The organism is Azospirillum brasilense, from assembly GCF_003349955.1.
Classification (GTDB): domain Bacteria; phylum Pseudomonadota; class Alphaproteobacteria; order Azospirillales; family Azospirillaceae; genus Azospirillum; species Azospirillum brasilense_B.
Genome location: NZ_QLKQ01000023.1, coordinates 35612 through 54774 on the forward strand (window position 1 = coordinate 35612; position 19163 = coordinate 54774).

18 protein-coding genes and 2 tRNA genes are annotated in these 19163 nt (G+C 71.6%); 13 read left to right on the plus strand and 7 right to left on the minus strand.

Annotation, left to right across the window (positions count from 1 at the left end):
- Positions 1 to 41: 41 nt before the first annotated feature.
- The 6 genes from DXK32_RS12610 to DXK32_RS12635 all read left to right on the plus strand — a co-directional run bounded on the left by DXK32_RS12610 (position 42) and on the right by DXK32_RS12635 (position 6565).
- A complete protein-coding gene (locus DXK32_RS12610) occupies positions 42 to 338 on the plus strand; it encodes a XapX domain-containing protein (protein ID WP_114858824.1) in 297 nt (98 codons plus the stop codon).
- Positions 335 to 2296, plus strand: a complete 1962-nt coding sequence (locus tag DXK32_RS12615) for an amidohydrolase (RefSeq protein ID WP_114858825.1) — start codon at positions 335 to 337, stop codon at positions 2294 to 2296. Before DXK32_RS12610 ends, DXK32_RS12615 begins: the two co-directional genes overlap by 4 nt.
- Positions 2297 to 2310: 14 nt before the next feature.
- On the plus strand, positions 2311 to 2754 hold the full coding sequence (locus DXK32_RS12620) for a DoxX family protein (protein ID WP_205215701.1): 444 nt from the start codon (positions 2311 to 2313) through the stop codon (positions 2752 to 2754).
- A complete protein-coding gene (locus tag DXK32_RS12625; protein WP_114858826.1) occupies positions 2751 to 4388 on the plus strand; it encodes an MFS transporter in 1638 nt (545 codons plus the stop codon). Before DXK32_RS12620 ends, DXK32_RS12625 begins: the two co-directional genes overlap by 4 nt.
- Positions 4385 to 5773, plus strand: coding sequence for an alginate export family protein (locus DXK32_RS12630; RefSeq protein ID WP_114858827.1), 1389 nt, complete (start codon positions 4385 to 4387; stop codon positions 5771 to 5773). The genes DXK32_RS12625 and DXK32_RS12630 overlap by 4 nt, the downstream gene beginning before the upstream one ends.
- Before the next feature lie 186 nt (positions 5774 to 5959).
- Positions 5960 to 6565, plus strand: coding sequence for a hypothetical protein (locus DXK32_RS12635; protein ID WP_114858828.1), 606 nt, complete (start codon positions 5960 to 5962; stop codon positions 6563 to 6565).
- A 35-nt stretch (positions 6566 to 6600) separates the two neighbouring features.
- Here DXK32_RS12635 and DXK32_RS12640 read toward each other — a convergent pair.
- Together DXK32_RS12640 and DXK32_RS12645 are read right to left on the minus strand one after the other, a co-directional pair.
- Positions 6601 to 6677 (minus strand) — tRNA-Asp (locus tag DXK32_RS12640).
- Positions 6678 to 6681: 4 nt separating this feature from the next.
- Positions 6682 to 6757: transfer RNA gene (locus DXK32_RS12645), tRNA-Asn, on the minus strand.
- Between the two features lie 213 nt (positions 6758 to 6970).
- On the opposite strand from DXK32_RS12645, the gene DXK32_RS12650 reads away from it, so the two are divergent.
- A complete protein-coding gene (locus DXK32_RS12650) occupies positions 6971 to 7549 on the plus strand; it encodes a hypothetical protein (protein ID WP_114858829.1) in 579 nt (192 codons plus the stop codon).
- A gap of 4 nt (positions 7550 to 7553) precedes the next feature.
- Here DXK32_RS12650 and DXK32_RS12655 read toward each other — a convergent pair whose 3' ends face one another.
- Complete coding sequence (locus DXK32_RS12655) at positions 7554 to 7760, minus strand: hypothetical protein (RefSeq protein WP_114858830.1); 207 nt, start codon at positions 7758 to 7760, stop codon at positions 7554 to 7556.
- 114 nt (positions 7761 to 7874) lie between these two features.
- Entirely contained in the window at positions 7875 to 8873 is a 999-nt protein-coding gene (locus tag DXK32_RS12660) for an MBL fold metallo-hydrolase (RefSeq protein WP_063922685.1), read from the minus strand.
- 246 nt (positions 8874 to 9119) lie between these two features.
- On the opposite strand from DXK32_RS12660, the gene DXK32_RS32635 reads away from it, so the two are divergent.
- Entirely contained in the window at positions 9120 to 9257 is a 138-nt protein-coding gene (locus DXK32_RS32635) for a hypothetical protein (RefSeq protein ID WP_175428756.1), read from the plus strand.
- 64 nt (positions 9258 to 9321) lie between these two features.
- Here the strand turns inward: DXK32_RS32635 and DXK32_RS12665 are convergent, their stop codons facing one another.
- Positions 9322 to 9963, minus strand: a complete 642-nt coding sequence (locus tag DXK32_RS12665; protein ID WP_114858831.1) for a glutathione S-transferase family protein — start codon at positions 9961 to 9963, stop codon at positions 9322 to 9324.
- Entirely contained in the window at positions 9960 to 10898 is a 939-nt protein-coding gene (locus DXK32_RS12670) for a LysR family transcriptional regulator (RefSeq protein ID WP_114858832.1), read from the minus strand. Before DXK32_RS12670 ends, DXK32_RS12665 begins: the two co-directional genes overlap by 4 nt.
- 123 nt (positions 10899 to 11021) lie before the next feature.
- Between DXK32_RS12670 and DXK32_RS12675 the strand changes: the two genes are divergently transcribed.
- The 4 genes from DXK32_RS12675 to DXK32_RS12690 all read left to right on the plus strand — a co-directional run bounded on the left by DXK32_RS12675 (position 11022) and on the right by DXK32_RS12690 (position 16498).
- Positions 11022 to 12197 carry a mandelate racemase/muconate lactonizing enzyme family protein gene (locus DXK32_RS12675; RefSeq protein WP_114858833.1) on the plus strand — a complete coding sequence of 392 codons (1176 nt, stop codon included), beginning with the start codon at positions 11022 to 11024 and terminating at the stop codon, positions 12195 to 12197.
- Positions 12198 to 12310: 113 nt separating this feature from the next.
- Complete coding sequence (locus DXK32_RS32125) at positions 12311 to 12484, plus strand: hypothetical protein (RefSeq protein WP_155903579.1); 174 nt, start codon at positions 12311 to 12313, stop codon at positions 12482 to 12484.
- Positions 12485 to 12738: 254 nt separating this feature from the next.
- The gene (locus DXK32_RS12685) at positions 12739 to 13323 is read left to right on the plus strand and encodes a carbonic anhydrase (RefSeq protein WP_114858835.1); all 585 of its coding nucleotides are present in this window, start codon (positions 12739 to 12741) and stop codon (positions 13321 to 13323) included.
- A gap of 256 nt (positions 13324 to 13579) precedes the next feature.
- The gene (locus DXK32_RS12690) at positions 13580 to 16498 is read left to right on the plus strand and encodes a PAS domain S-box protein (RefSeq protein ID WP_162801156.1); all 2919 of its coding nucleotides are present in this window, start codon (positions 13580 to 13582) and stop codon (positions 16496 to 16498) included.
- A 23-nt stretch (positions 16499 to 16521) separates the two neighbouring features.
- Here DXK32_RS12690 and tyrS read toward each other — a convergent pair whose 3' ends face one another.
- Positions 16522 to 17796, minus strand: a complete 1275-nt coding sequence (tyrS, locus tag DXK32_RS12695; RefSeq protein ID WP_114858837.1) for a tyrosine--tRNA ligase — start codon at positions 17794 to 17796, stop codon at positions 16522 to 16524.
- Between the two features lie 333 nt (positions 17797 to 18129).
- Between tyrS and DXK32_RS12700 the strand changes: the two genes are divergently transcribed.
- On the plus strand, positions 18130 to 19146 hold the full coding sequence (locus DXK32_RS12700) for a 4-(cytidine 5'-diphospho)-2-C-methyl-D-erythritol kinase (RefSeq protein ID WP_114858838.1): 1017 nt from the start codon (positions 18130 to 18132) through the stop codon (positions 19144 to 19146).
- Positions 19147 to 19163: the final 17 nt, after the last annotated feature.

A 19163-nucleotide genomic window follows, 5' to 3' on the forward strand; every position in this document is an offset into this window, starting at 1 on the left:
TCCGCCTCTTCCCGCCCATCCGGACGAAGAACAGGCACGCCATGATGCCTTACCTGCTTTCCCTCGGCGCCGGCATCCTGGTCGGCGTCCTCTACGCGTTGCTCGGCGTCCGCTCCCCCGCGCCGCCCACCATCGCCTTGATCGGCCTGCTCGGCATGCTGGTCGGCGAGCAGGCGGTGCCGGTGGTCAAGCGGCTGATCGCCGGGCAGCCGGTGCTGGCCTTCATCCAGAACGACTGCGCCCGCCACATCCTGGGGCCGCAGGCCGGCGCCGCCGCTCCTGATGCCGCGAGCCCGCCCGTCCCCGCCGCGGACGCACCCCCGCGGGGCCGGGCATGACCGGGACCGGTCGTCCCGGCATTGGCCGCCGGGGCGCCATCGCCGGAAGCGCCGCCGCCACTCTGCTCGCCTCGCCCCTGCTCACCCGCCTTGGGAATGCCGCCATGCCCTCTTCCGACCTTCTGATCGTCAACGCCAAGATCACCACGCTCGACCGCGCCAACCCGCAGGCCGACGCCGTGGCGATCCGCGACGGGCGCTTCCTCGCCGTGGGGCGGGAGGCCGAGGTGCGTGCCGCCGCATCTCCGGACGCCACGGTGATCGACGCCAAGGGACGCCGCCTGATTCCCGGCCTGATCGACAGCCACATCCACGTCATCCGCGGCGGCCTGAACTACAACATGGAGCTGCGCTGGGACGGCGTGCCGACGCTGGCCGACGCCATGGCGATGCTGCGCGCCCAGGTGGCCCGCACCCCGGCCCCGCAATGGGTGCGCGTCGTCGGCGGCTTCACCGAGCACCAGTTCGCCGAGAAGCGCCTGCCGACGCTGGAGGAATTGAACGCCGCCGCCCCCGACACGCCGGTCTTCATCCTGCACCTGTACGACCGCGCGCTGCTGAACGCCGCGGCGCTGCGGGCGGTGGGCTATGGCAAGGACACGCCCAACCCGCCGGGCGGCGAGATCCAGCGCGACGCCGCGGGCAACCCGACCGGCCTGCTGCTCGCCCTGCCCAACGCGATGATCCTCTACTCCACCCTCGCCAAGGGGCCGAAGCTGCCGGAGGAGTATCAGGTCAACTCCACCCGCCACTTCATGCGGGAGCTGAACAGTCTGGGCGTCACCAGCGTGATCGACGCCGGGGGCGGCTTCCAGAACTACCCCGACGACTACGCGATCATCGAGAAACTGCACGCCGACGGCGAGATGACGCTGCGCATCGCCTACAACCTGTTCACCCAGAAGCCGAAGGAGGAGTTGCAGGACTTCGCCACCTGGTCGGACACGGTCAAGCCGGGCGACGGCGACGACCGCTACCGCCTGAACGGGGCGGGGGAGATGCTGGTCTATTCGGCCGCCGACTTCGAGGACTTCCGCGTCGCCCGCCCCGAGATGCCGCCCAACATGGAGACGGATCTGGAGCCGGTGGTCCGCCTGCTGGCCGAGCGGCGCTGGCCGTGGCGGCTGCACGCCACCTACGACGAGACCATCGGCCGGGCGCTCGACGTCTTCGAGAAGGTCAACCGGGACATCCCGCTGCAAGGGCTGAACTGGTTCTTCGACCACGCCGAGACGATCAGCGACCGCAACATCGACCGCATCGCGGCGCTCGGCGGCGGCATCGCCGTGCAGCACCGCATGGCCTATCAGGGCGAGTATTTCGTGGAGCGCTACGGCGCCAAGGCCGCCGAGGCCACGCCGCCCATCGCGAAGATGATGGCCGCCGGCGTGCCGGTGGGCGCCGGGACGGACGCCACCCGCGTGGCGAGCTACAACCCCTGGGTCTCGCTGTCCTGGCTGGTCACCGGCAAGACGGTGGGCGGGCTGTCGCTCTACCCGATGGCCAACCGGCTGGACCGCGAGACGGCGCTGCGCCTGTGGACGGAGGCCAACACCTGGTTCTCCAACGAGCAGGGCAAGAAGGGCCGGATCGAGGCCGGGCAGCTCGCCGACGCGGCGCTGCTCAGCGACGACTACATGGCGGTGGCGGAGGACCGCATCCCCCACATCCGCTCGGTCCTGACCCTGCTGGGCGGCGCCGTGGTGCATGGCGAGGGCGATTACGACACGCTCGCCCCGCCGCTGCCCAAGCCGATGCCCGACTGGTCGCCGGTCGCCACAGTCGGCGGCTATCACCGCGATCCCAAGACGGTGCAGCGGCAGGCGGCGGAGTGCGGCTGCCATTCCGGCTGCGCCGTGCACGGCCACGACCACGCGGCGGCGCTGGGCGCCGACGTGCCCTCGTCCGACGCGCGCAGCTTCTGGGGCGTGTTCGGCTGCGGCTGCTGGGCGGTCTGAGGGGGAGCGCAACGATGGCCGACACCCTCTCCACGCGCAAGGACGCCGCCGCTGCGCCGATCGCCGCCCTGCTCGACTGGCCGGGGACCGCCTGGCTCGCCCGGCTCGCGCTGGCGGCGCCCTTCGTCGTCAGTGGGCTCGTCAAGCTGACGGACTTCAACGGCGCCGTGGCCGAGGCGGCGGGGCTGGGGCTCGGCCTGCCGGTCCTCGTCGCGGTGGCGGTGATCGTCACCCAGCTCGGCGGGTCGGCGCTGTTCCTGACGCGGCGCTGGTGCTGGCTCGGCGCCGGGATCCTCGCCGGCTTCACGGTGGTCGCCACGCTGCTCGCCCACGCCTTCTGGACCTTTGAGGGGCCGGACCGCGCGCGGCAGACCGCCACCTTTCTGGAGCATCTGGCCATCGTCGGCGGCTTCGCAGCCGCCGCGGTGCTGACCCACCGCCGAGGAGGGCGCGCATGACCGCCGAGGCCGTCCCGAACCCCGGGAAAAAGCCGCCCGCCTCCAAGCCCGCCGGAGCCTTCGCGCCGCTGAGCAACCGGCTGTTCGCCGTGCTGTGGGTGGCGGCGGTGCTGGGCAACGTCGGCACCTTCATGCGCGACGTGGCGAGCGCGTGGCTGGTGCTCGACCTGTCGGGATCGCCGTCCACCGTCGCGCTGATCCAGGCGGCGGGCTCGCTGCCCATCTTCCTGCTGGCGATCCCGGCGGGGGTGCTGTCGGACATCATGGACCGGCGGCGGATGCTGATCGTCATCCAGTGCCTGCTCGCCTGCGTCAGCGCCGCGCTGATGATCCAGGCGTGGCTGGGCGTCGCCAGCGTCGCCTCCATCGCCGGATTGACCTTCCTCGGCGGCGTCGGGGCGGCGCTGATGGCGCCGGTCTGGCAATCCATCGTGCCGGAGCTGGTGCCGCGCGGCGAGCTGAAGGGCGCCGTCGCGCTGAACAGCCTGGGCATCAACATCGCCCGCGCCATCGGCCCGGCGGCGGGCGGCGCGATCCTGGCCGCCGCCGGGGCCGCCGCCACCTACGCGGTGGATGTGAGTTCCTACATCATCGTCATCGCCGCCCTGCTGTGGTGGCGGCGCACCCCCGACCCCCGCGACGATCTGTCGGAGCAGTTCGGCGGCGCGCTGCGCGCCGGGCTGCGCTACGCCCGCGCCAGCAAGGAACTGCACCGCGTCTTCCTGCGCGCCGGCCTGTTCTTCGCCTGCGCCAGCGCCCTGTGGGCCCTGCTGCCCATCGTCGCCGGGCCGATGCTGGGCGGCGGACCGGGCTTCTACGGTCTGCTGCTCGGCGCCGTGGGGGCGGGGGCCATCGGCGGGGCGACCGTCCTGCCGCGCCTGCGCGAGCGTCTGGGGGCGGACGGCCTGATGCTGGCGGCGGCGCTGGTCACCGCCGTCGTCATGGGCATCCTCGCCCTGGCCCCGCCGCGCTGGCTGGCCCTGCCGGTCCTGCTGGGCGCCGGGGCGGCCTGGATCGCCGTGCTGACGACGCTGAGCGCCACCACCCAGGCGATCCTGCCCAACTGGGTGCGCGGGCGCGGGCTGGCGCTGTACCTGACCGTGTTCAACGGCGCCCTGACGGCGGGCAGCCTGGGCTGGGGCGCGCTGGCCGACGCCATCGGCGTTCCGGCCACCCTGTGGGTCAGCGCCGTCGGGCTGCTCGCCGTCGCGGTGCTGTCCCGCGCGGTGCCGCTGCCGGAGGGCGAGGCCGACCTCACCCCCTCCAACCATTGGCCGGAGCCGCTGACCGCCGAGCCGGTGCGCAACGATCGCGGCCCGGTGCTGATCACCATCGAGTACCGGGTGGCCGCCGCCGACCAGCACGCCTTCCATGCGGCGCTCCGCCGCCTGTCGGAGGCGCGGCGGCGGGACGGCGCCTACGCCTGGGGCGTCAGTCAGGATTCCGGCGATCCGGAACGGGTGCTGGAGTGGTTCTTTGTCGAATCCTGGGCCGAGCACCAGCGCCAGCACCGCCGCGTGTCCAACGCCGACGCGGACGTGCAGAAGGAGGCGTTGGCCTTCCACCGCGGTGACGGGCCGCCGCGGGTGTCGCACTTCCTGGCGCTGGAGCACCACGCGGGGCCGGCCTCGTGAGGCGCTGGCGCGGGGTGCTGGTCGCGGCTCTGCTGCTGCCGTCCGCCCCGGCCCCAGCGGAGACGCCGCCGCCCCTCACCAACACCCGCTACGACGAGGACTACCGCTACCTCCTCGACCCCGCGGCGGGCAGCGGCGCCTTTTGGGAGCGCTTCAAGGCGATCCCGCTCACGCCCGGCGGCACGGTCTCCCTGTCCAGCGGACTGGAGGCGCGGCTGCGCGGCGAGGCGGTGCGCAACAGTGGCTGGGGGCAGGACGAGCCGAGGAACGACGCCTACGGCCTGTGGCGCCTGCTGCCCTACGCCGATCTGCGCGCCGGGTCGGCCCTGCGCGTCTTCGGGCAACTGATCATGGCCGGCTCGGCGGGGAAGCTCGGGCCGGAGGGGGCGCCGGACGTCGACCGCGCCGACCTGCTGCAGGGCTTCGCCGACCTCTCCGTCCCGCTGGGGGGCGCGCAGGGCACGCTGCGGGCGGGGCGGCAAATGCTCGCCTACGGGTCGGAGCGGTTGATCAGTTTGCGCTACGGCGCCAACGTGCCGCGCGCCTTCGACGCGGTGACCGGCATCTTGCGGTCCGGCCCCTGGCGGGTGGACGGCTTCCTCGGCCGCCCGGTCCGCGCGGCGCCGGACCTGTTCGATGACCGGCGCGACGGCGGGCGCTCCGCCTGGGGGCTGTACGCCACGCGCGGCGCGGGCGCGGGCTGGGGCACGGGGTTGGACGCCTACTATATCGGCTACGGCAACCGGGCGGCGTCCTTCGAGGGCGGGCAGGGGCGGGAGGAGCGGCACACACTGGGCACCCGCCTGTTCGGCAAGGCCGACGGCTGGGACTGGAACTGGGAGGCGATGCTCCAGACCGGGCGCATTGACGGGGAAACCATTGCCGCCTGGTCGATCGCCAGCGACACCGGACACCGTTGGGAGAGTGTCCCGCTGCGCCCGCGGCTCGGGCTGAAGGCCAACATCGCCAGCGGCGACCGCGATCCCGGCGACGGGCGGCTGGGCACCTTCAATCCCCTCTTCCCTCGCGCGAAGTATTTCGGGGAGCTGACTCCGGTCGGGCCGCTGAACCTGATGAACCTGCATCCCTCCGTGGATGTGGCGCTGTCGGACGACTTCAGCCTGTCCGCCTCGGCCATCGCCTATTGGCGGATGAGCCTGGAGGACGGCGTCTACGACCTGTCGGGGAACCTTCTGCGCTCCGGCGCCGGGTCGCGGTCGCGCCACATCGGCACGCAGGGGGAGCTTGTTCTGTCCTACGCCGCCGGCCGCACGGTCGAGGGGTTGCTGTCCTACTCGCTGTTCCGGCCCGGCGCCTTCCTTCAGGACACCGGCCCCGCGAAGACGATCCACTTCGTCGGGATGGAGGCGGTGTTCAAATTCTGACCCTTCCGGGTGACGGCGGCCCTCCGCCGGACGGGTCGAGGGAGCGAACATACGGTAAGTTGCACCCGCCAGCGGGGCGGGGATGCGGAACATCCGCGCGACCGCGCCGTTCCAGCGCCCGAACCGGACCAAAGCGAACCGGCCATAGGCCCGGAAGCCGGTCCCAGAAGAGGTGGAGGCGATCCCATGAAACACCAGACCCATGCCGTCCTGGCCGTGTTCCTGACCGGCGCGGTCCTTACCGGCTGCGCGCCGGCGTCCGAGACCGCGCCGCCGTCCGCCGTCCTGGCTCCGGCGAGCATCGAGCCCACGCCGCGGCTGTCCATGGTCGAGAACGTCCGCTCAACCGCCAAGGTGCGCGGTGTCGACAAGGCGGCGCGGACGGTGATCCTGCAATTCCAGGACGGGCGGGAGGAGGCGGTGACCGCCGGCACCGCCGTGCGGAACTTCGACCGCATCAAGGTCGGCGACACCGTGCAGATCGAGTACGCCCGCCTGACCAACATCGTCACCCAGCCGCCGAACGGCGGGCCGGGCGCCACGCAACGCAGCAGCACGGACCGCGCGGCGGTCGGCGAGATGCCGCACGCGTCGGCGATCACCACCACCCGGGTGACCGAGGTCGTCGAGGCCATCGACCTCAACCGGCGGACGGTCACGCTGCGCGGGCCGCAGGGGCGCGTGCGCACGGTTCCGGTGCCGCCGGATGTGCAGGGGCTGGAGACGGTGAAGCCCGGCGACGAGGTGGTGATCAGCCGGACGGAGGCCGCCACGGTCACCGTGATGCGATGAGGGGGAGTTTGAGAAAGGCCACCGATGAGGGAAGGTGGCGCGAGTGACGGGACTTGAACCCGCGGCCTCCGGCGTGACAGGCCGGCGCTCTAACCAACTGAGCTACACCCGCAATATGGCTCCGGATGCTGGACTCGAACCAGCGACACGCGGATTAACAGTCCGCTGCTCTACCGACTGAGCTAATCCGGAACGGAGGCCGGCTTATAAGCCCCTTTCCGGGGGCTGGCAAGGGGAAAACGAACGGGCGACGGGATTTTCCGTCCGGCAGCCGGGGCGGCGATGCGGGGCCGTGACAATGGGGCCGAAATGTGGCGAAGCCCTCGCGCGCCGGTTGACAGAGGGCGCGGCTTTCGCTTCCTTCCGGCCCCGGTTCCCGTCATCTGCCGCTGGTCCCCGTTCCCCATGTCCAAGGTCGTTCCCTTCGCCCAGGCGCGCGAAGCCCTCCTCGCCCGCCTCACCGAACAGCTTCCCCCCTCCACCGAGTGGGCCGGGCGTCTGATGCTGATGCCGGACGGCAACCGGGTGGAGCCGATGCCCGCGACCGACGCGGTCGAGGTGCTGCGCGCCTTCCGCGCCGGGCTGGGCGAGGCCATCGGCGCCGCCCCCTGCTCGGTCGGCGGCATGTGGGTGTCGCGGGAGGACTGTCTGGACTGGGATGGGCTGCTGGCCCCGCTGGCGGTGGCTGCCGGCTATGTGGTGGCCGGGGCGACCGGGGGCGCCGGCCTGTCGGTGGAACTGTTCCGCTGCAAGGGCGCGCTGGCCGGCTGGGGCGTGCGCGGCCTGCGCGGGGAGCCGGCGGTGGCCCGGTCCGCCGGCTACGCCGTGGTGATGGTCAGCCGCCGCCCGGACGACCAGGAGATCGTCCTGGACCGCGTGATGGACACCTTCGGCTTCGTGATGCGCAGCCAGGGCGAGCCGGTGGTGGAGACGGGCGACCTGAACGCCCGGCTGGCGCGCCGGGCCTGTCCGCTGCGGCGATAGGCGGTCAGCGGTTCGGCGCGTCGGCCTGGACGATGCGGGTGACGGTCTGCAGACGCTGCACGTCGCGCACTTCCAGAACGATGCCCAGGTTCAGCGCGGCGAGCGTGTCCACCAGGGATCGCATGCTGTCCCGCACCCGCTCCAACGCGTCGGGGCCATGGTCCGATTCGCTGCCGAGGGAACTGACGAAGGCACTGATTTCCAACTGCATTTACGCCCGGCTCCGCCTGTGTGATGGCTGTTGTCCCGCAAGGCGTTACTCCGATCCGCGCGCTCGCGTCCATCGGGCTTGCGCCATAGGCCGCCGGGCGAAGCCCCCTGCCCACTAGGCCGAAGGGCGGCGGAAGCGCATGGGTTCGCCGAAGCCGGGGATGGCGAAATGGCCGGGGTCGACCGCCTGCTCCGCCAGCGCGTGGTGCAGCGCCCGGATGGGAGCGTCGATGCCCTCGGCGGTCAGCTGGAAGGTGCCGAAATGCATGGCGACGCTGTGCCGCGCCCCCAGGTCGCGGTGCGCTCGCACGGCGTCGGCCGGGTTCATGTGCTGGGCGGCCATGAACCAGCGCGGTTCGTAGGCGCCGATCGGCAGCAGGGCGACGTCGATGGCGCCGAACCGCCGCCCGATCTCCCGGAAATGTGGGCAATAGCCGCTGTCGCCCGCGAAATAGACGGCGGCCTCCGGCGTTTCGACCACGAAGCCGCCCCACAGGGTCCGGCGCCGGTCGAAGGGCGTGCGGGCGGACCAGTGCTGCGCCGGGACGAAGGTGATCCGGGTGCCGTGCGGGCCGGGCAGGCTGTCCCACCAGTCCAGTTCATGCACCGCGTCGAAGCCGGCCCGGCGCATCATCGGCCCGTTGCCGAGCCCCGTCATCACCTGCGGAACGCCGCGCCGCCGCGCCAGATGGCGCAGCGTTGGGGCGTCGAGATGGTCGTAGTGGTTGTGGCTGAGCAGCACCGCGTCGATGGCCGGCAGATCCTCCATGCGCACCGCGGGCGGGCGCACCCGCTTCGGCCCCAGCCGCCCGAAGGGGCCGGCGTGGTCGGAATAGACGGGGTCGGTCAGGAAGGCCGCTCCACCGATCTGGATGAGGAAGGTCGCCTGCCCGATGAAGGTGACCGCCACCTCGCCGCGCGCCGGGGTGACGGCACGGAAAGGGCGGGGCGGTTGCGGGTCCGGCGGCGTCCAGCGCGGGCCGCGCGCCTTGTAGAGCCGCCACAGCTCGCGCGGGCTTTTGTCCGTGTCGGCGTGGGGGTTGAAGAAACGGCGCCCGTCCCAGTGGTCGGACGGGACGGCGGGAAAGCGGGGCTGGCTGTCGTCGCGCGGCATGACACCAGAAGTGGGGTGGTGCGGCGGCCTTGGCTAGGCCGCCGCCTGCCGCGATGCGGCAAGAATTTCGGGTCCGCGCAGCAAACAGTTTCCAGGGCGGAATGTCTGATGATTAAAGCATTGAAAGCGTTGCATTTTTTGGGGTCTGCCCTGCAAGAAGCGCGCGTGTGGTATTAGGTATACCAGGGCATATTGATCTCAACGAACAACACCCCCGATAACGCCTCCCAACGATTGGAGACCATCATGAACAGCTCGACCTACAGCCACATCGGCAACGACCGCGCCCAGTCCTCCGCCCTCCAGGCCGTCCGCGAGTTCCTCGCCGCCTGGCTGCGCGCGACCCCGGCCTACATCGTGTATCGTGCCCTCAACGAGCGCTGATTGTGAAACGGGGGGCGGCCCAGCGGTCGCCCCCCGTGTTGTATTGAAACCGTTGCATCCCGGTTCAGGATGCCGGCGTGAAGTTCCGACTCCAGACCGCTTCCAGGGTCGGCAGGGTCAGCGCCCGCTCCGCCACGGCCGACAACTTCGGGCAATGCTCCGCGAACCAAGCGCGGCGGGGCCGCCAGTGCACCATCGCCCCGACGTAAATGTCGAGCGCGCTGAAGCGCTCCCCCAGCACCCACGGGCCATCACCCAGCTGAGATTCCAGCCAGAGCCACAGCGTCTTGCGGTGTTCCACCATCGCCGCGCCGAGCGTCTCCGGAGCCTCCGTCACCCAGCGCTTCGGATAGTCGCCGTAGGTGAAGGTCGGGTAGATGTTGGCCACCAGCCAGACCAGCAGCCGCAGGAAGGCCGCGCGCTCCGGCGAGTCCGGCAGCGGGGCCAGTCCGGCGTCCGGGTGCCGTTCGGCCAGCAGCAGCGCGATGGCCGCGCTTTCCGTCATCACCGTCCCATCCGGCAGGACAAGCGTTGGAATCTGCCCCAGCGGGTTCAGCGCCAGCAGCCGCTGCCGCGCCGCGCCCGGCGCGTCGAAACCCGCGACGTCCTCGAAGACGAAGGGGACGCCGCACTGGACCAGCATCGCTTCCGTCAGGACGGACCCCCAGCCGGGGGCCCCATAAAGCCTGTAACCCGCTCCGCTCATTCCCGATCCCTCCCGTCCTGGGGTGCCTGTTCCGCCGCCAAAGCCCAGAAGGCTTCCGCCGCCGGGCTCTGGCGGGCGCGCGGGCGGTAGAGCCGCACCTCGACCGCGATTTCCCAACCCGCCCCGCCGGCCCGCACCAGCCGTCCCTGCGCCAGATCCTCGCCGATCAGGCTGTCCGGCAGCCACGCCACGCCGCGGCCGTCGCGGGCCAGCGTGCGCAGCACCGCGGCGAGGTGCGAGGTGAAGACGGTATCGAGCGCCAGCGGCGCCGGAAAGCCGCCGCGCGCCGCCGTGACGATGCGTCCCATGCCCGATTCCGGGCTGTAGGCGAGATGGGGCAGGGCGACCCCGCCGCTGGACACAGCCCCACCCGACAATGGGTACCGGGGGGCACCGGACCCGTCGGGCGCACAGACCGGCACCAAGCGATCGCTCCCCACCGCGGTCGAGCGGAAGGCCCCGGCCTCCAGCCGGGAGGGGGCCGCCGCATGGGCGTGGCAGAGCAGGAACTGCGCCTGCCCCTGAGTCATCACCTGCTCGCAGGCCTGCATGCTGTCGGACAGCAGATGGATGGCGCCCAGCCGCGCCTGTCCCTCCAGCCGGCTCAGCCAAGTCGGGAAGAAGGTCAGCGACAGCGCGTGCGTCGCCGCGAAGCGCAGCGTCGTGGCCGCCGCGCCCCCGGCCAGCCGTGCCTCCTCCCGCCCCTGCAGAAGGCGGCGCACCGTCTCGTCGGCGAAGGGACGGAAGCGGCGTCCGGCCTCGGTCAGCCCGACCGGCTGGGTGCTGCGGTCGAACAGCGGCGTGCCGGTCCAGTCCTCCAGCGCGCGGATGCGGCGGCTGAAGGCCGGCTGGGTCAGGTTGCGTCCCTCCGCCGCGCGGGAGAAGTTGCCGCACTCCGCCAGGGCGAGGAAATCCTCGAGCCAGTTCAGTTCCATCGGTGACTCTTCAGCCCATGCCGGATGCGCATCACGCGATTTGAAACTGGCATTGGCCCGGCGGTCCCGTCCATCCCTATCCTGCGGCCCAGGGCATCGGAAAAGCCAAAGGGAAGCAGCGCCATGCGCATCGTCGAGATCCGGGAAAAGACCGTCGGCATCAAGTCCGACATCGCCAACGCCTACATCGATTTCAGCCAGATGACCTGTTCCACCGTGGCGGTCATCACCGACGTGGTGCGCGACGGCAAGCCGGTGATCGGCTACGGCTTCAACTCTAACGGACGCTACGGCGCCGGCGGCCTGATGCGGGAACGCTTCATCCCCCGCCTGACCTCGGCCGCCCCCGACAGCCTGATCGACGAGGCGAACGGCAACCTCGACCCGTTCAAGATCTGGGCGCGGCTGATGACCAACGAGAAGCCGGGCGGCCATGGCGAACGCTCGGTCGCGGTGGGCACCATCGACATGGCGGTGTGGGACGCCGTGGCGAAGATCGCCGGCAAGCCGCTCTACCGCCTGCTCGCCGACCGCTACCGCGGCGGCGTGGCGGACGAGTCGGTCTGGGTCTACGCCGCGGGCGGCTACTACTATCCCGGCAAGGGGGTGGAGGCGCTCCAGGACGAGATGCGCAGCTACCGCGACCGCGGCTACAAGGTCGTGAAGATGAAGATCGGCGCCACCTCGCTGGAGGACGACCTGCGCCGCATCGAGGCGGTGCTGGAGGTGGTCGGCGACGGCCGGAACCTCTGCGTCGACGCCAACGGCCGCTTCGACCTGAAGACCGCCATCGCCTACGCCGAGGCGCTGAAGCCCTACGACCTCTTCTGGTACGAGGAGGCCGGCGACCCGCTCGACTACGCGCTCCAGGCCGAGCTGGCGAACCATTACGACCGCCCCATGGCGACCGGCGAGAACCTGTTCAGCCACCAGGACGCCCGCAACCTGATCCGCCACGGCGGCATGCGGCCGGACCGCGACTGGCTGCAGTTCGACTGCGCGCTCAGCTACGGCCTCGTCGAGTACATGCGCACGCTGGACATGCTGGCGGAGAACGGCTGGTCGAGCCGCCGCGTCGTGCCGCACGGCGGCCACCAGATGTCGCTGAACATCGCCGCCGGCCTGCATCTGGGCGGCAACGAGTCCTACCCGGACGTGTTCAAGCCCTTCTGCGGCTTCGCCGACAGCATCGCGGTCGAGGACGGGCGGGTCCGCCTGCCGGACCAGCCGGGCATCGGCTTCGAGGACAAGGCGGAGCTGTTCCGCACCATGCGCGAGGCGCTGGAGACCGCGAACTGAGGCGGTCGCCGTTGCGCGCCGCACCCTGTACGGGCGGTATAAGGCGTTGACTCGCGCCGGATCGTCCTCACATGCTGTTGCGGTGTTCAACAGTTTTGAAAGGAGGTGATCCAATGTCTCATGGAGCCAAGCCGGTAGCCGTTCTGTTCGGTCTCGCCGCCCTCCTGACGGCGGGGGTCGCCAGCGCGGATTGCTCCTCCAGCCACAGCGCCAGCGCCGGCACGCAAAAGCCGGCCAGCGACACGGTCGCCACCGGCGACCGGGCTTCGGGCAGCACCCGCGGCTGATACCAGCAACGCAACACCGGCAGCACCATGCCGAACGGGCCGTTTCCCACCTGGGAAGCGGCCCGTTTCTTTTTGGCGCCCGGCGAACCGGCCGAAGGTTCTCGTTCCAGTTTGTCCGGATAATCCTGTCACCATGCTGTGCCCTTCTGGTCCATGAAAGATTCGTCTACGAATAATGCGGTCTCGGAAGCTGTGAGGTACTGCGGTCTCCACGGGCGTTCGGCCCCACGAAACCTCAACGACGCGGAGACCTCATGCAGTACCGACAAAGCACCGGAATTGACGTCGGCTCGACCTGTTGCGGCGGCCTTCGGCACGACTCCCGCCGGACCTTTCTGAAGATCGCCGCGCTGGGCGCCGGGGCTGCGCTGATGGCGCCGCTGACCTCCGGCGCCGCCGGCGCCGCCCAGCCCGGCGGCGCGGTGGACGCGCTTCTGCTCTCCTGCATGGATTACCGGCTGATCGACGACATCGGCCGCTACATGGACGGGCGCGGGCTGACCAACCGCTACGACCATGTGATCCTGGCCGGCGCGTCGCTGGGCGCCCTGACCGACCGGAAGAAGGCGTGGGGCGAGGCCTTCTGGGACCATGTGGCGGTCGCCAAGCAGTTGCACGGAATCCGGCGCGTGATGGTCATGGATCACCGCGACTGCGGCGCCTACCGCGTCTTCCTGGGGACGGATCTGGTGGCGGACCCGGAAAAGGAAACCGCCGCCCACGCCGAGCAACTGCGCGCGCTGGGCGCCGCGATCAAGGCGCGGCATCCCGATCTGGAGGTGGAACTGCTGCTGATGGCGCTCGACGGCAGCGTCGAGACCATCGCCGAATCCGCCTGAGGACGGGCGGACAAGCCCGCGGCGCCAGAGCATCGGGGCACCCCTTGCTCCGGCGCCTTTATAATTCGTATGCGAAATAGTCGGTTGAGCGCGGTCCTCCCATTTGGTAAACGCAAAGGTAAGGATGTGGCCGGCGAGGTGGCGGGGCACCGCTGCCGCGGATACGACGGCGTGCATCGGACCCGGGGTGCCATGCGTCCCTTGGGAAGTGCAGGGTTGTGCCGTTCCCTTCCGCCGTGCTGTTCCCGGGCCGCCGATGAGCATTCTCACACGTCTCGTCCTGCTTGTTCTCCTCGCCAGCCTGCCGGCCATCGGCATCCTGGCCCACAACAGCCTGGCCGCCGTCGAGGCGGGGGAGCGGCAGGCCGAGGCGGAAGCCCGCCGCCTGCTGACCCTGATCCAGGACGAGCAGCAGCGGGTCGTGGAGGGCATGCGCGGCGTTCTGGTGACGGTGGCCGAGATGGCGCCGCGGCTCGCCATCGACCCCCAGCAATGCTCCTCCACCCTGAACCGCCTGCGCGGCCGGCTGCCGCGGGTGAAGGGCATCGCCCTGACCGATCTCGACGGCTCGGTCCGCTGCGCCAGCGATTCGAGGTTGAACGGCCTGATGGTGGCGGCGCTGCCGCACATCCGCATGGCGCTCTACGGGCAGGGCTTCGTCGTCGGCGACTACGCGGTGCGGCGGCTGGACGGGCGCCCCGTGCTGCCCTTCGCGGCGCCCTACACCGACGGGGCGGGCCGCATGGCGGGGGTGGTGTCCATCGCGCTCGACGCCGGATGGCTGCGCGAGTATCTGGCGGAGAAGCCGCTGCCGGCGAACGCCATGCTGGTGCTGGCCGACCGCAACGGCACGCTGCTGGGCCGCTTCCCCGGCAGCGACGACCAGCGGGTGGGCATGCCGCTGCCCGAACCGTTGATGGCCCTGCTGCGCGCGCCGTCCGACGGCGTGGCGGAGGTCGCCGGCCTGGATGGCGAGCCGCGGATCCTCGCCTACGCCCCGGTCGACCAGAAGGTCCGCGAGCTGTTCCTGGCGGTGGGGCTGGACCGGACGGAAGCGCTGCGCCCGGTCACCGCCGCGGCCGAGCGGAGCGCCTTCCTGCTGGCGCTGGCGGCGGCGCTGTCCCTGGCCGCGGCCTGGATCGGCGCGCGCCTGTTCGTGCTGCGCCCGGTGGCCCGGCTGAAGCGGGTGGTCGGGCGCTGGAGCGCCGGGGACCGGGCTGCCCGGATCGGGCGGCCGGGCGACCGGTCGGAGATCGGCGCCCTGGGCCGCGCCTTCGACGCGATGGCTCAGGAACTCCAGGCGCGGGAACTGGCCCGCGACGCCGCCCACGCCGCCGAACACCGCATGGCCGCGACCCTCGCCGCCTCGACCGACGCGGTGGTGGAGCTGGACCATGAGGGCCGCGTGACCTTCGCCAACGAGAAGGCGGCGCGCCTGTTCGGCGGTGGCGGGGACCTCATGGGGCACGTCTTCGTGGCCCTGCTGCCGCCGGGCGTGGCCGAGTCCTTCACCGCGCGCTTCCGCGACGCTCTGGACCGGGGAGAGCCGGAGGAGTTCGAAATCCGGCTGGCCGGTGACGAGAAACGGGCCGGTGGCGACTGGTACGCCCTGCGCCTGTTCGCCACCGGCGACCGGCTGGCCGTCTACGCCCAGGACGTGACCCGCCGCAAGGAGGACGAACGGGCGATCCGGCGGGCCGTGGAGCGTCACCGCTCCCTGCTGGAAACCGCCGCCGACGCGATCCTTCTGGTCGACGCCAATGGCACGGTGCATACCTACAACCGCGGCGCGGAGCGCATCTTCGGCCATCGCCCGGCCGACGCGGTCGGGATGGACGTGCGCCGTCTGATCCCGGGCGGCCTGATTTCGGAACCCCTCAGCCCGGACCGGCTGGCCGACGGCGTCGCCCGCGAGGTCGAGGGGCGGCGGCGCGACGGGCTGGCGGTGCCGCTGGAGCTGTCGCTCTCGGCCTGGAGCGATGGCGACGACCGCTTCTTCACCGCCATTTTGCGCGACATCACCGAGCGCAAGCGCACCGAATCGGCGCTGCGCCGCGCCAAGGACCAGGCGGAGCGGGCCAACCGGGCGAAGTCGCGCTTCCTCGCCGCCGCCAGCCACGACCTGCGCCAGCCGGTGCAGTCGCTGTTCTTCCTCACCTCGGCGCTGGGCGAGCAGATTCAGGGCACCCCGGGCCACGGCACGCTGACGACCATGCAGCAGGCGCTGGAGGCGCTGAAGCGCCTGCTCGACGGCCTGCTGGACATCTCCAAGCTCGACGCCGGGGTGGTCGAGCCGGTGACCACCACCGTGGCGATCCAGCCCCTTTTCGAGCGCCTCGCCGCCGAATACGCGCCGGAGGCGGCGCGGCGCGGCCTGACCCTGCGCGTCGTCCCGACCACGCTGCACGCGCGCAGCGACCCCATGCTGCTGGAGCGCATCATCCGCAACCTGCTGGACAACGCGCTGCGCTACACCGGGCGGGGCGGGGTGGTGCTGGGCGTGCGGCGATCGCGCCGCCGCTTCCACATCGCCGTGTGCGACAGCGGCGCCGGCATCCCGCCGGACCGCCAGGAGGATATCTTTGAAGAGTTCACCCAGCTCGGCAACCCGGAGCGCGACCGCGAGAAGGGGTTGGGCCTCGGCCTCGCCATCGTGCGGCGGCTGTGCGCTCTGCTCGGCCACTCCGTGGCCCTGCGGTCGCGGCCGGGCAGCGGATCGACCTTCCTGGTCACCGTCCCCGTCGCCGAACCGCCGAGGCCCGCCGTGACGACGGTTCCGGCGGTCGGACGGACGGAGGGCGGCGGGTGCCGGCTCGTCCTGATCATCGACGACGAGGTGATCATCCTGATGGGGCTGCGCGCCATGCTGGAGGGGTGGGGTTACGAGGTCATCGCCGCCACCGCGGGGGATGAGGCGATCCGCCTGCTCGACGAGGCCGGGCGGCGGCCGGACGTCATCCTGGCCGACTACCGGCTGCGCCACGGCAAGACCGGGCCGGAGGCGTTGCGCGCCATCCACGCCCATTGCCGGTTCCCGATCCCCAGCATCATCCTGACCGGCGACACCGCCCCCGAACGGATCGTCGAGGCCCAGCGCAGCGGCTTCGCCATCCTGCACAAGCCGGTGTCGTCCCATCACCTGAAGCAGGTGGTGGCCGAAGCCGGGAGCCGCTGAGGGCGCCCCGGCTCCGGTTCCGCTCAACGTGTCCGCAGCAGGGCGTGGCGCTTGCGCCCGGCGGACAGGCGGACCTGCCCCTCGCCGTCGAGATCGGCCAAGGTCAGCAGCGCCGCCTCGTCGGTGACGGGGGCGCCGTTCACCCGCGCCCCGCCGTCGCGGATCAGCCGCCTTGCCGCCCCTTTGGACTCGGCGAGCCCGGCGGCGGCCAGCAGGTCGGCCAGCCGAAGGCCGGCGGCGAGGTCGGCGCGGGCGGCCTCCACCACCGGCAGGCCATCGCCCGCCCCGGCCTCCTCGAAGACCCGGCGGGCGGTCTCCCCGGCCTCGGCCGCCGCCGTCGCGCCGTGGCAGAGGGATGTGGCCTCATGGGCGAGGATCTTCTTGGCCTCGTTGATCTCCGATCCCTGGAGCGCCTCCAGACGGGCGATCTCGTCCAGCGGCAGTTCGGTGAACAGGCGCAGGAAGCGGCCGACGTCGGCGTCCTCCGTGTTGCGCCAGAACTGCCAGAAATCGTGCGGGCTGCGCCGGTCGGCGTTCAGCCACACCGCGCCCGCCGCCGTCTTGCCCATCTTGGCGCCCGACGCGGTGGTCAGCAGCGGCGTGGTCAGGCCGAACAGCTCCGTCCCATCGACGCGGCGGGCCAGCTCGATCCCGTTGATGATGTTGCCCCACTGGTCCGACCCGCCCATCTGCAGCCGGCAGCCGTGGCGGCGCGACAGCTCCAGGAAGTCGAAGGCCTGGAGGATCATGTAGTTGAACTCAAGGAAGGTCAGCGGCTGCTCGCGGTCGAGCCGCAGCTTGACGGAATCGAAGCTCAGCATCCGGTTGACGGTGAAATGGCGCCCGATGTCGCGCAGCATCGGGATGTAGCGCAGCTCGTCCAGCCAGTCGGCGTTGTCGACCATCACCGCGCCGTTCGGCTGTTCGCTGCCGAAGGACAGGTATTGCGTGAAGGCCCGGCCAATGCCGCCCATGTTGGCGGCGATCTGCGCGTCGTCCAGCATGGGGCGGCTGGTGTCGCGGAAGCTGGGGTCGCCGATGCGCGTGGTGCCGCCGCCGATCAGCACGACGGGCCGATTGCCGGTCTTCTGGAACCAGCGCAGCACCATGATCGAGACGAGATGCCCGACATGCAGGCTGTCCGCCGTGGCGTCGAAGCCGATGTAGGCGCCGACCGGCCCCCGGCGCAGCAGGGCGTCGAGGCCCGACAGATCGCTGCCCTGATGCAGGAAGCCGCGCTCGTCGAGCACGCGCAGGAAGTCGGACTGGAAGGGGCTGGAAGCGGCGGGGGTCGCCATGATGCTGATCTCCGGAAGGGAAGGGCCGCGTCCCGGAGATCATCTGTCGAAGCACATGCCGCCGGTCAGCGGCGGCATGGTTCAAGTGGTCAAGACTGAACGCGCCGCCCTATGGGAGCAGCGTATAATAACGGCTGAAGTGGTGCGTGCGCGTCGTCATGGCCGGAAAGCTAGGCGCGGAGGGGCGAGGCGTCAAGGGCGGATGACGCGCCGGTGCTGACCCTTTGTCCGATGCCCGGTCATGCGGGGACTGGCGCTCGCCGCACCCATGCCGCATAAAGCCCGTCTTCCCCCTGCCGGGAGGAAGGGCTTTTCGTTTGCGGGGACCCGACCATGAGCGCCATCGCCGAAGCCGCGCCGGCCAAGCTGAACCTCTATCTGCATGTGGTGGGCCGCCGGGACGACGGCTATCACGAGCTGGACAGCCTCGTCGCCTTCGCCGAGGTGGCGGACCGGGTGACGGTGCAGCCGGGTGTGGCGCGGATCGCGCTGCGCGGGGTCGACCTGCCGCCGGTCGGGCCGCGGCTGGCCATCTCCGGCCCCTTCGGCCCGGCGCTGATGGGCGAGAACCCGGCACAGAACCTCGTCATCCGTGCCGCTTACGCGCTGGCCGCCGCGCTGGGACACGAGGCCGACGCGATGATCGCGCTGGAGAAGGTGCTGCCCGTGGCCTCGGGGATCGGCGGAGGCTCGGCGGATGCCGCCGCGACGCTGCGCGCCCTGGCCCGGCTGTGGGGCGTGCCGGTGGCCGACCAGCGCCTCTACGAGGTCGCGGCGTCGCTGGGCGCCGACGTGCCGGTCTGCGTCGCCGGGCGGAGCTGCTATTTCGGCGGCGTGGGGGAGGTGCTGGAGGAGGCGCCGGCCCTGCCCGAGACCTACTCGGTGCTGGTCAACCCCGGCGTGCCGGTGCCGACCCCCGCCGTGTTCAAGGCGCGCCGGGGGGCCTTCTCCGCCCCGGCCCGCTTCACCGAGGCGCCCGCCGACGCCGCGGCGCTGGCCGCGCTGCTGAAAGAGCGGCGCAACGACCTGACCGAGCCGGCGCTGACCGTCGCTCCGGTGATCGCCGAGGTGCTGGCGGCGCTGGACCATACGGACGGCTGCCTGCTGGCCCGCCTGTCGGGCAGCGGCGCGACCTGCTTCGGCCTCTACGCCGATGCGGAGCATGCCGCCGCCGCGGCCCGGTCGATCCAGGCGGCGCGGCCGCGCTGGTGGGCGAAGGCCGCCCGGCTGCTGCCGACCCCGGTGGACGCGCCGCCGCTGCCCAAGGGGTTGACGGCACCGTCCGCGGTCACCGCGGCCCCGGCGCCGCCGGTCCCCTTCCCGGACACCGGCGGCTGGGGCGTCGGCTGACCCTCTCGGGCTGACCG

Bases quoted from the DNA above. Each gene is read 5' to 3' on its own strand.
- DXK32_RS12635 (WP_114858828.1), top strand. From the start codon at position 5,960: ATGAAACACCAGACCCATGCCGTCCTGGCCGTGTTCCTGACCGGCGCG.
- DXK32_RS12660 (WP_063922685.1), bottom strand. From the start codon at position 8,873: ATGCCGCGCGACGACAGCCAGCCCCGCTTTCCCGCCGTCCCGTCCGAC.
- DXK32_RS12685 (WP_114858835.1), top strand. From the start codon at position 12,739: ATGCAGTACCGACAAAGCACCGGAATTGACGTCGGCTCGACCTGTTGC.
- DXK32_RS12700 (WP_114858838.1), top strand. From the start codon at position 18,130: ATGAGCGCCATCGCCGAAGCCGCGCCGGCCAAGCTGAACCTCTATCTG.
- DXK32_RS12610 (WP_114858824.1), top strand. From the start codon at position 42: ATGATGCCTTACCTGCTTTCCCTCGGCGCCGGCATCCTGGTCGGCGTC.
- DXK32_RS32125 (WP_155903579.1), top strand. From the start codon at position 12,311: ATGTCTCATGGAGCCAAGCCGGTAGCCGTTCTGTTCGGTCTCGCCGCC.
- DXK32_RS12675 (WP_114858833.1), top strand. From the start codon at position 11,022: ATGCGCATCGTCGAGATCCGGGAAAAGACCGTCGGCATCAAGTCCGAC.
- DXK32_RS12620 (WP_205215701.1), top strand. From the start codon at position 2,311: ATGGCCGACACCCTCTCCACGCGCAAGGACGCCGCCGCTGCGCCGATC.
- DXK32_RS12655 (WP_114858830.1), bottom strand. From the start codon at position 7,760: ATGCAGTTGGAAATCAGTGCCTTCGTCAGTTCCCTCGGCAGCGAATCG.
- DXK32_RS32635 (WP_175428756.1), top strand. From the start codon at position 9,120: ATGAACAGCTCGACCTACAGCCACATCGGCAACGACCGCGCCCAGTCC.
- DXK32_RS12625 (WP_114858826.1), top strand. From the start codon at position 2,751: ATGACCGCCGAGGCCGTCCCGAACCCCGGGAAAAAGCCGCCCGCCTCC.
- DXK32_RS12670 (WP_114858832.1), bottom strand. From the start codon at position 10,898: ATGGAACTGAACTGGCTCGAGGATTTCCTCGCCCTGGCGGAGTGCGGC.
- DXK32_RS12650 (WP_114858829.1), top strand. From the start codon at position 6,971: ATGTCCAAGGTCGTTCCCTTCGCCCAGGCGCGCGAAGCCCTCCTCGCC.
- DXK32_RS12615 (WP_114858825.1), top strand. From the start codon at position 335: ATGACCGGGACCGGTCGTCCCGGCATTGGCCGCCGGGGCGCCATCGCC.
- DXK32_RS12665 (WP_114858831.1), bottom strand. From the start codon at position 9,963: ATGAGCGGAGCGGGTTACAGGCTTTATGGGGCCCCCGGCTGGGGGTCC.
- tyrS (WP_114858837.1), bottom strand. From the start codon at position 17,796: ATGGCGACCCCCGCCGCTTCCAGCCCCTTCCAGTCCGACTTCCTGCGC.
- DXK32_RS12690 (WP_162801156.1), top strand. From the start codon at position 13,580: ATGAGCATTCTCACACGTCTCGTCCTGCTTGTTCTCCTCGCCAGCCTG.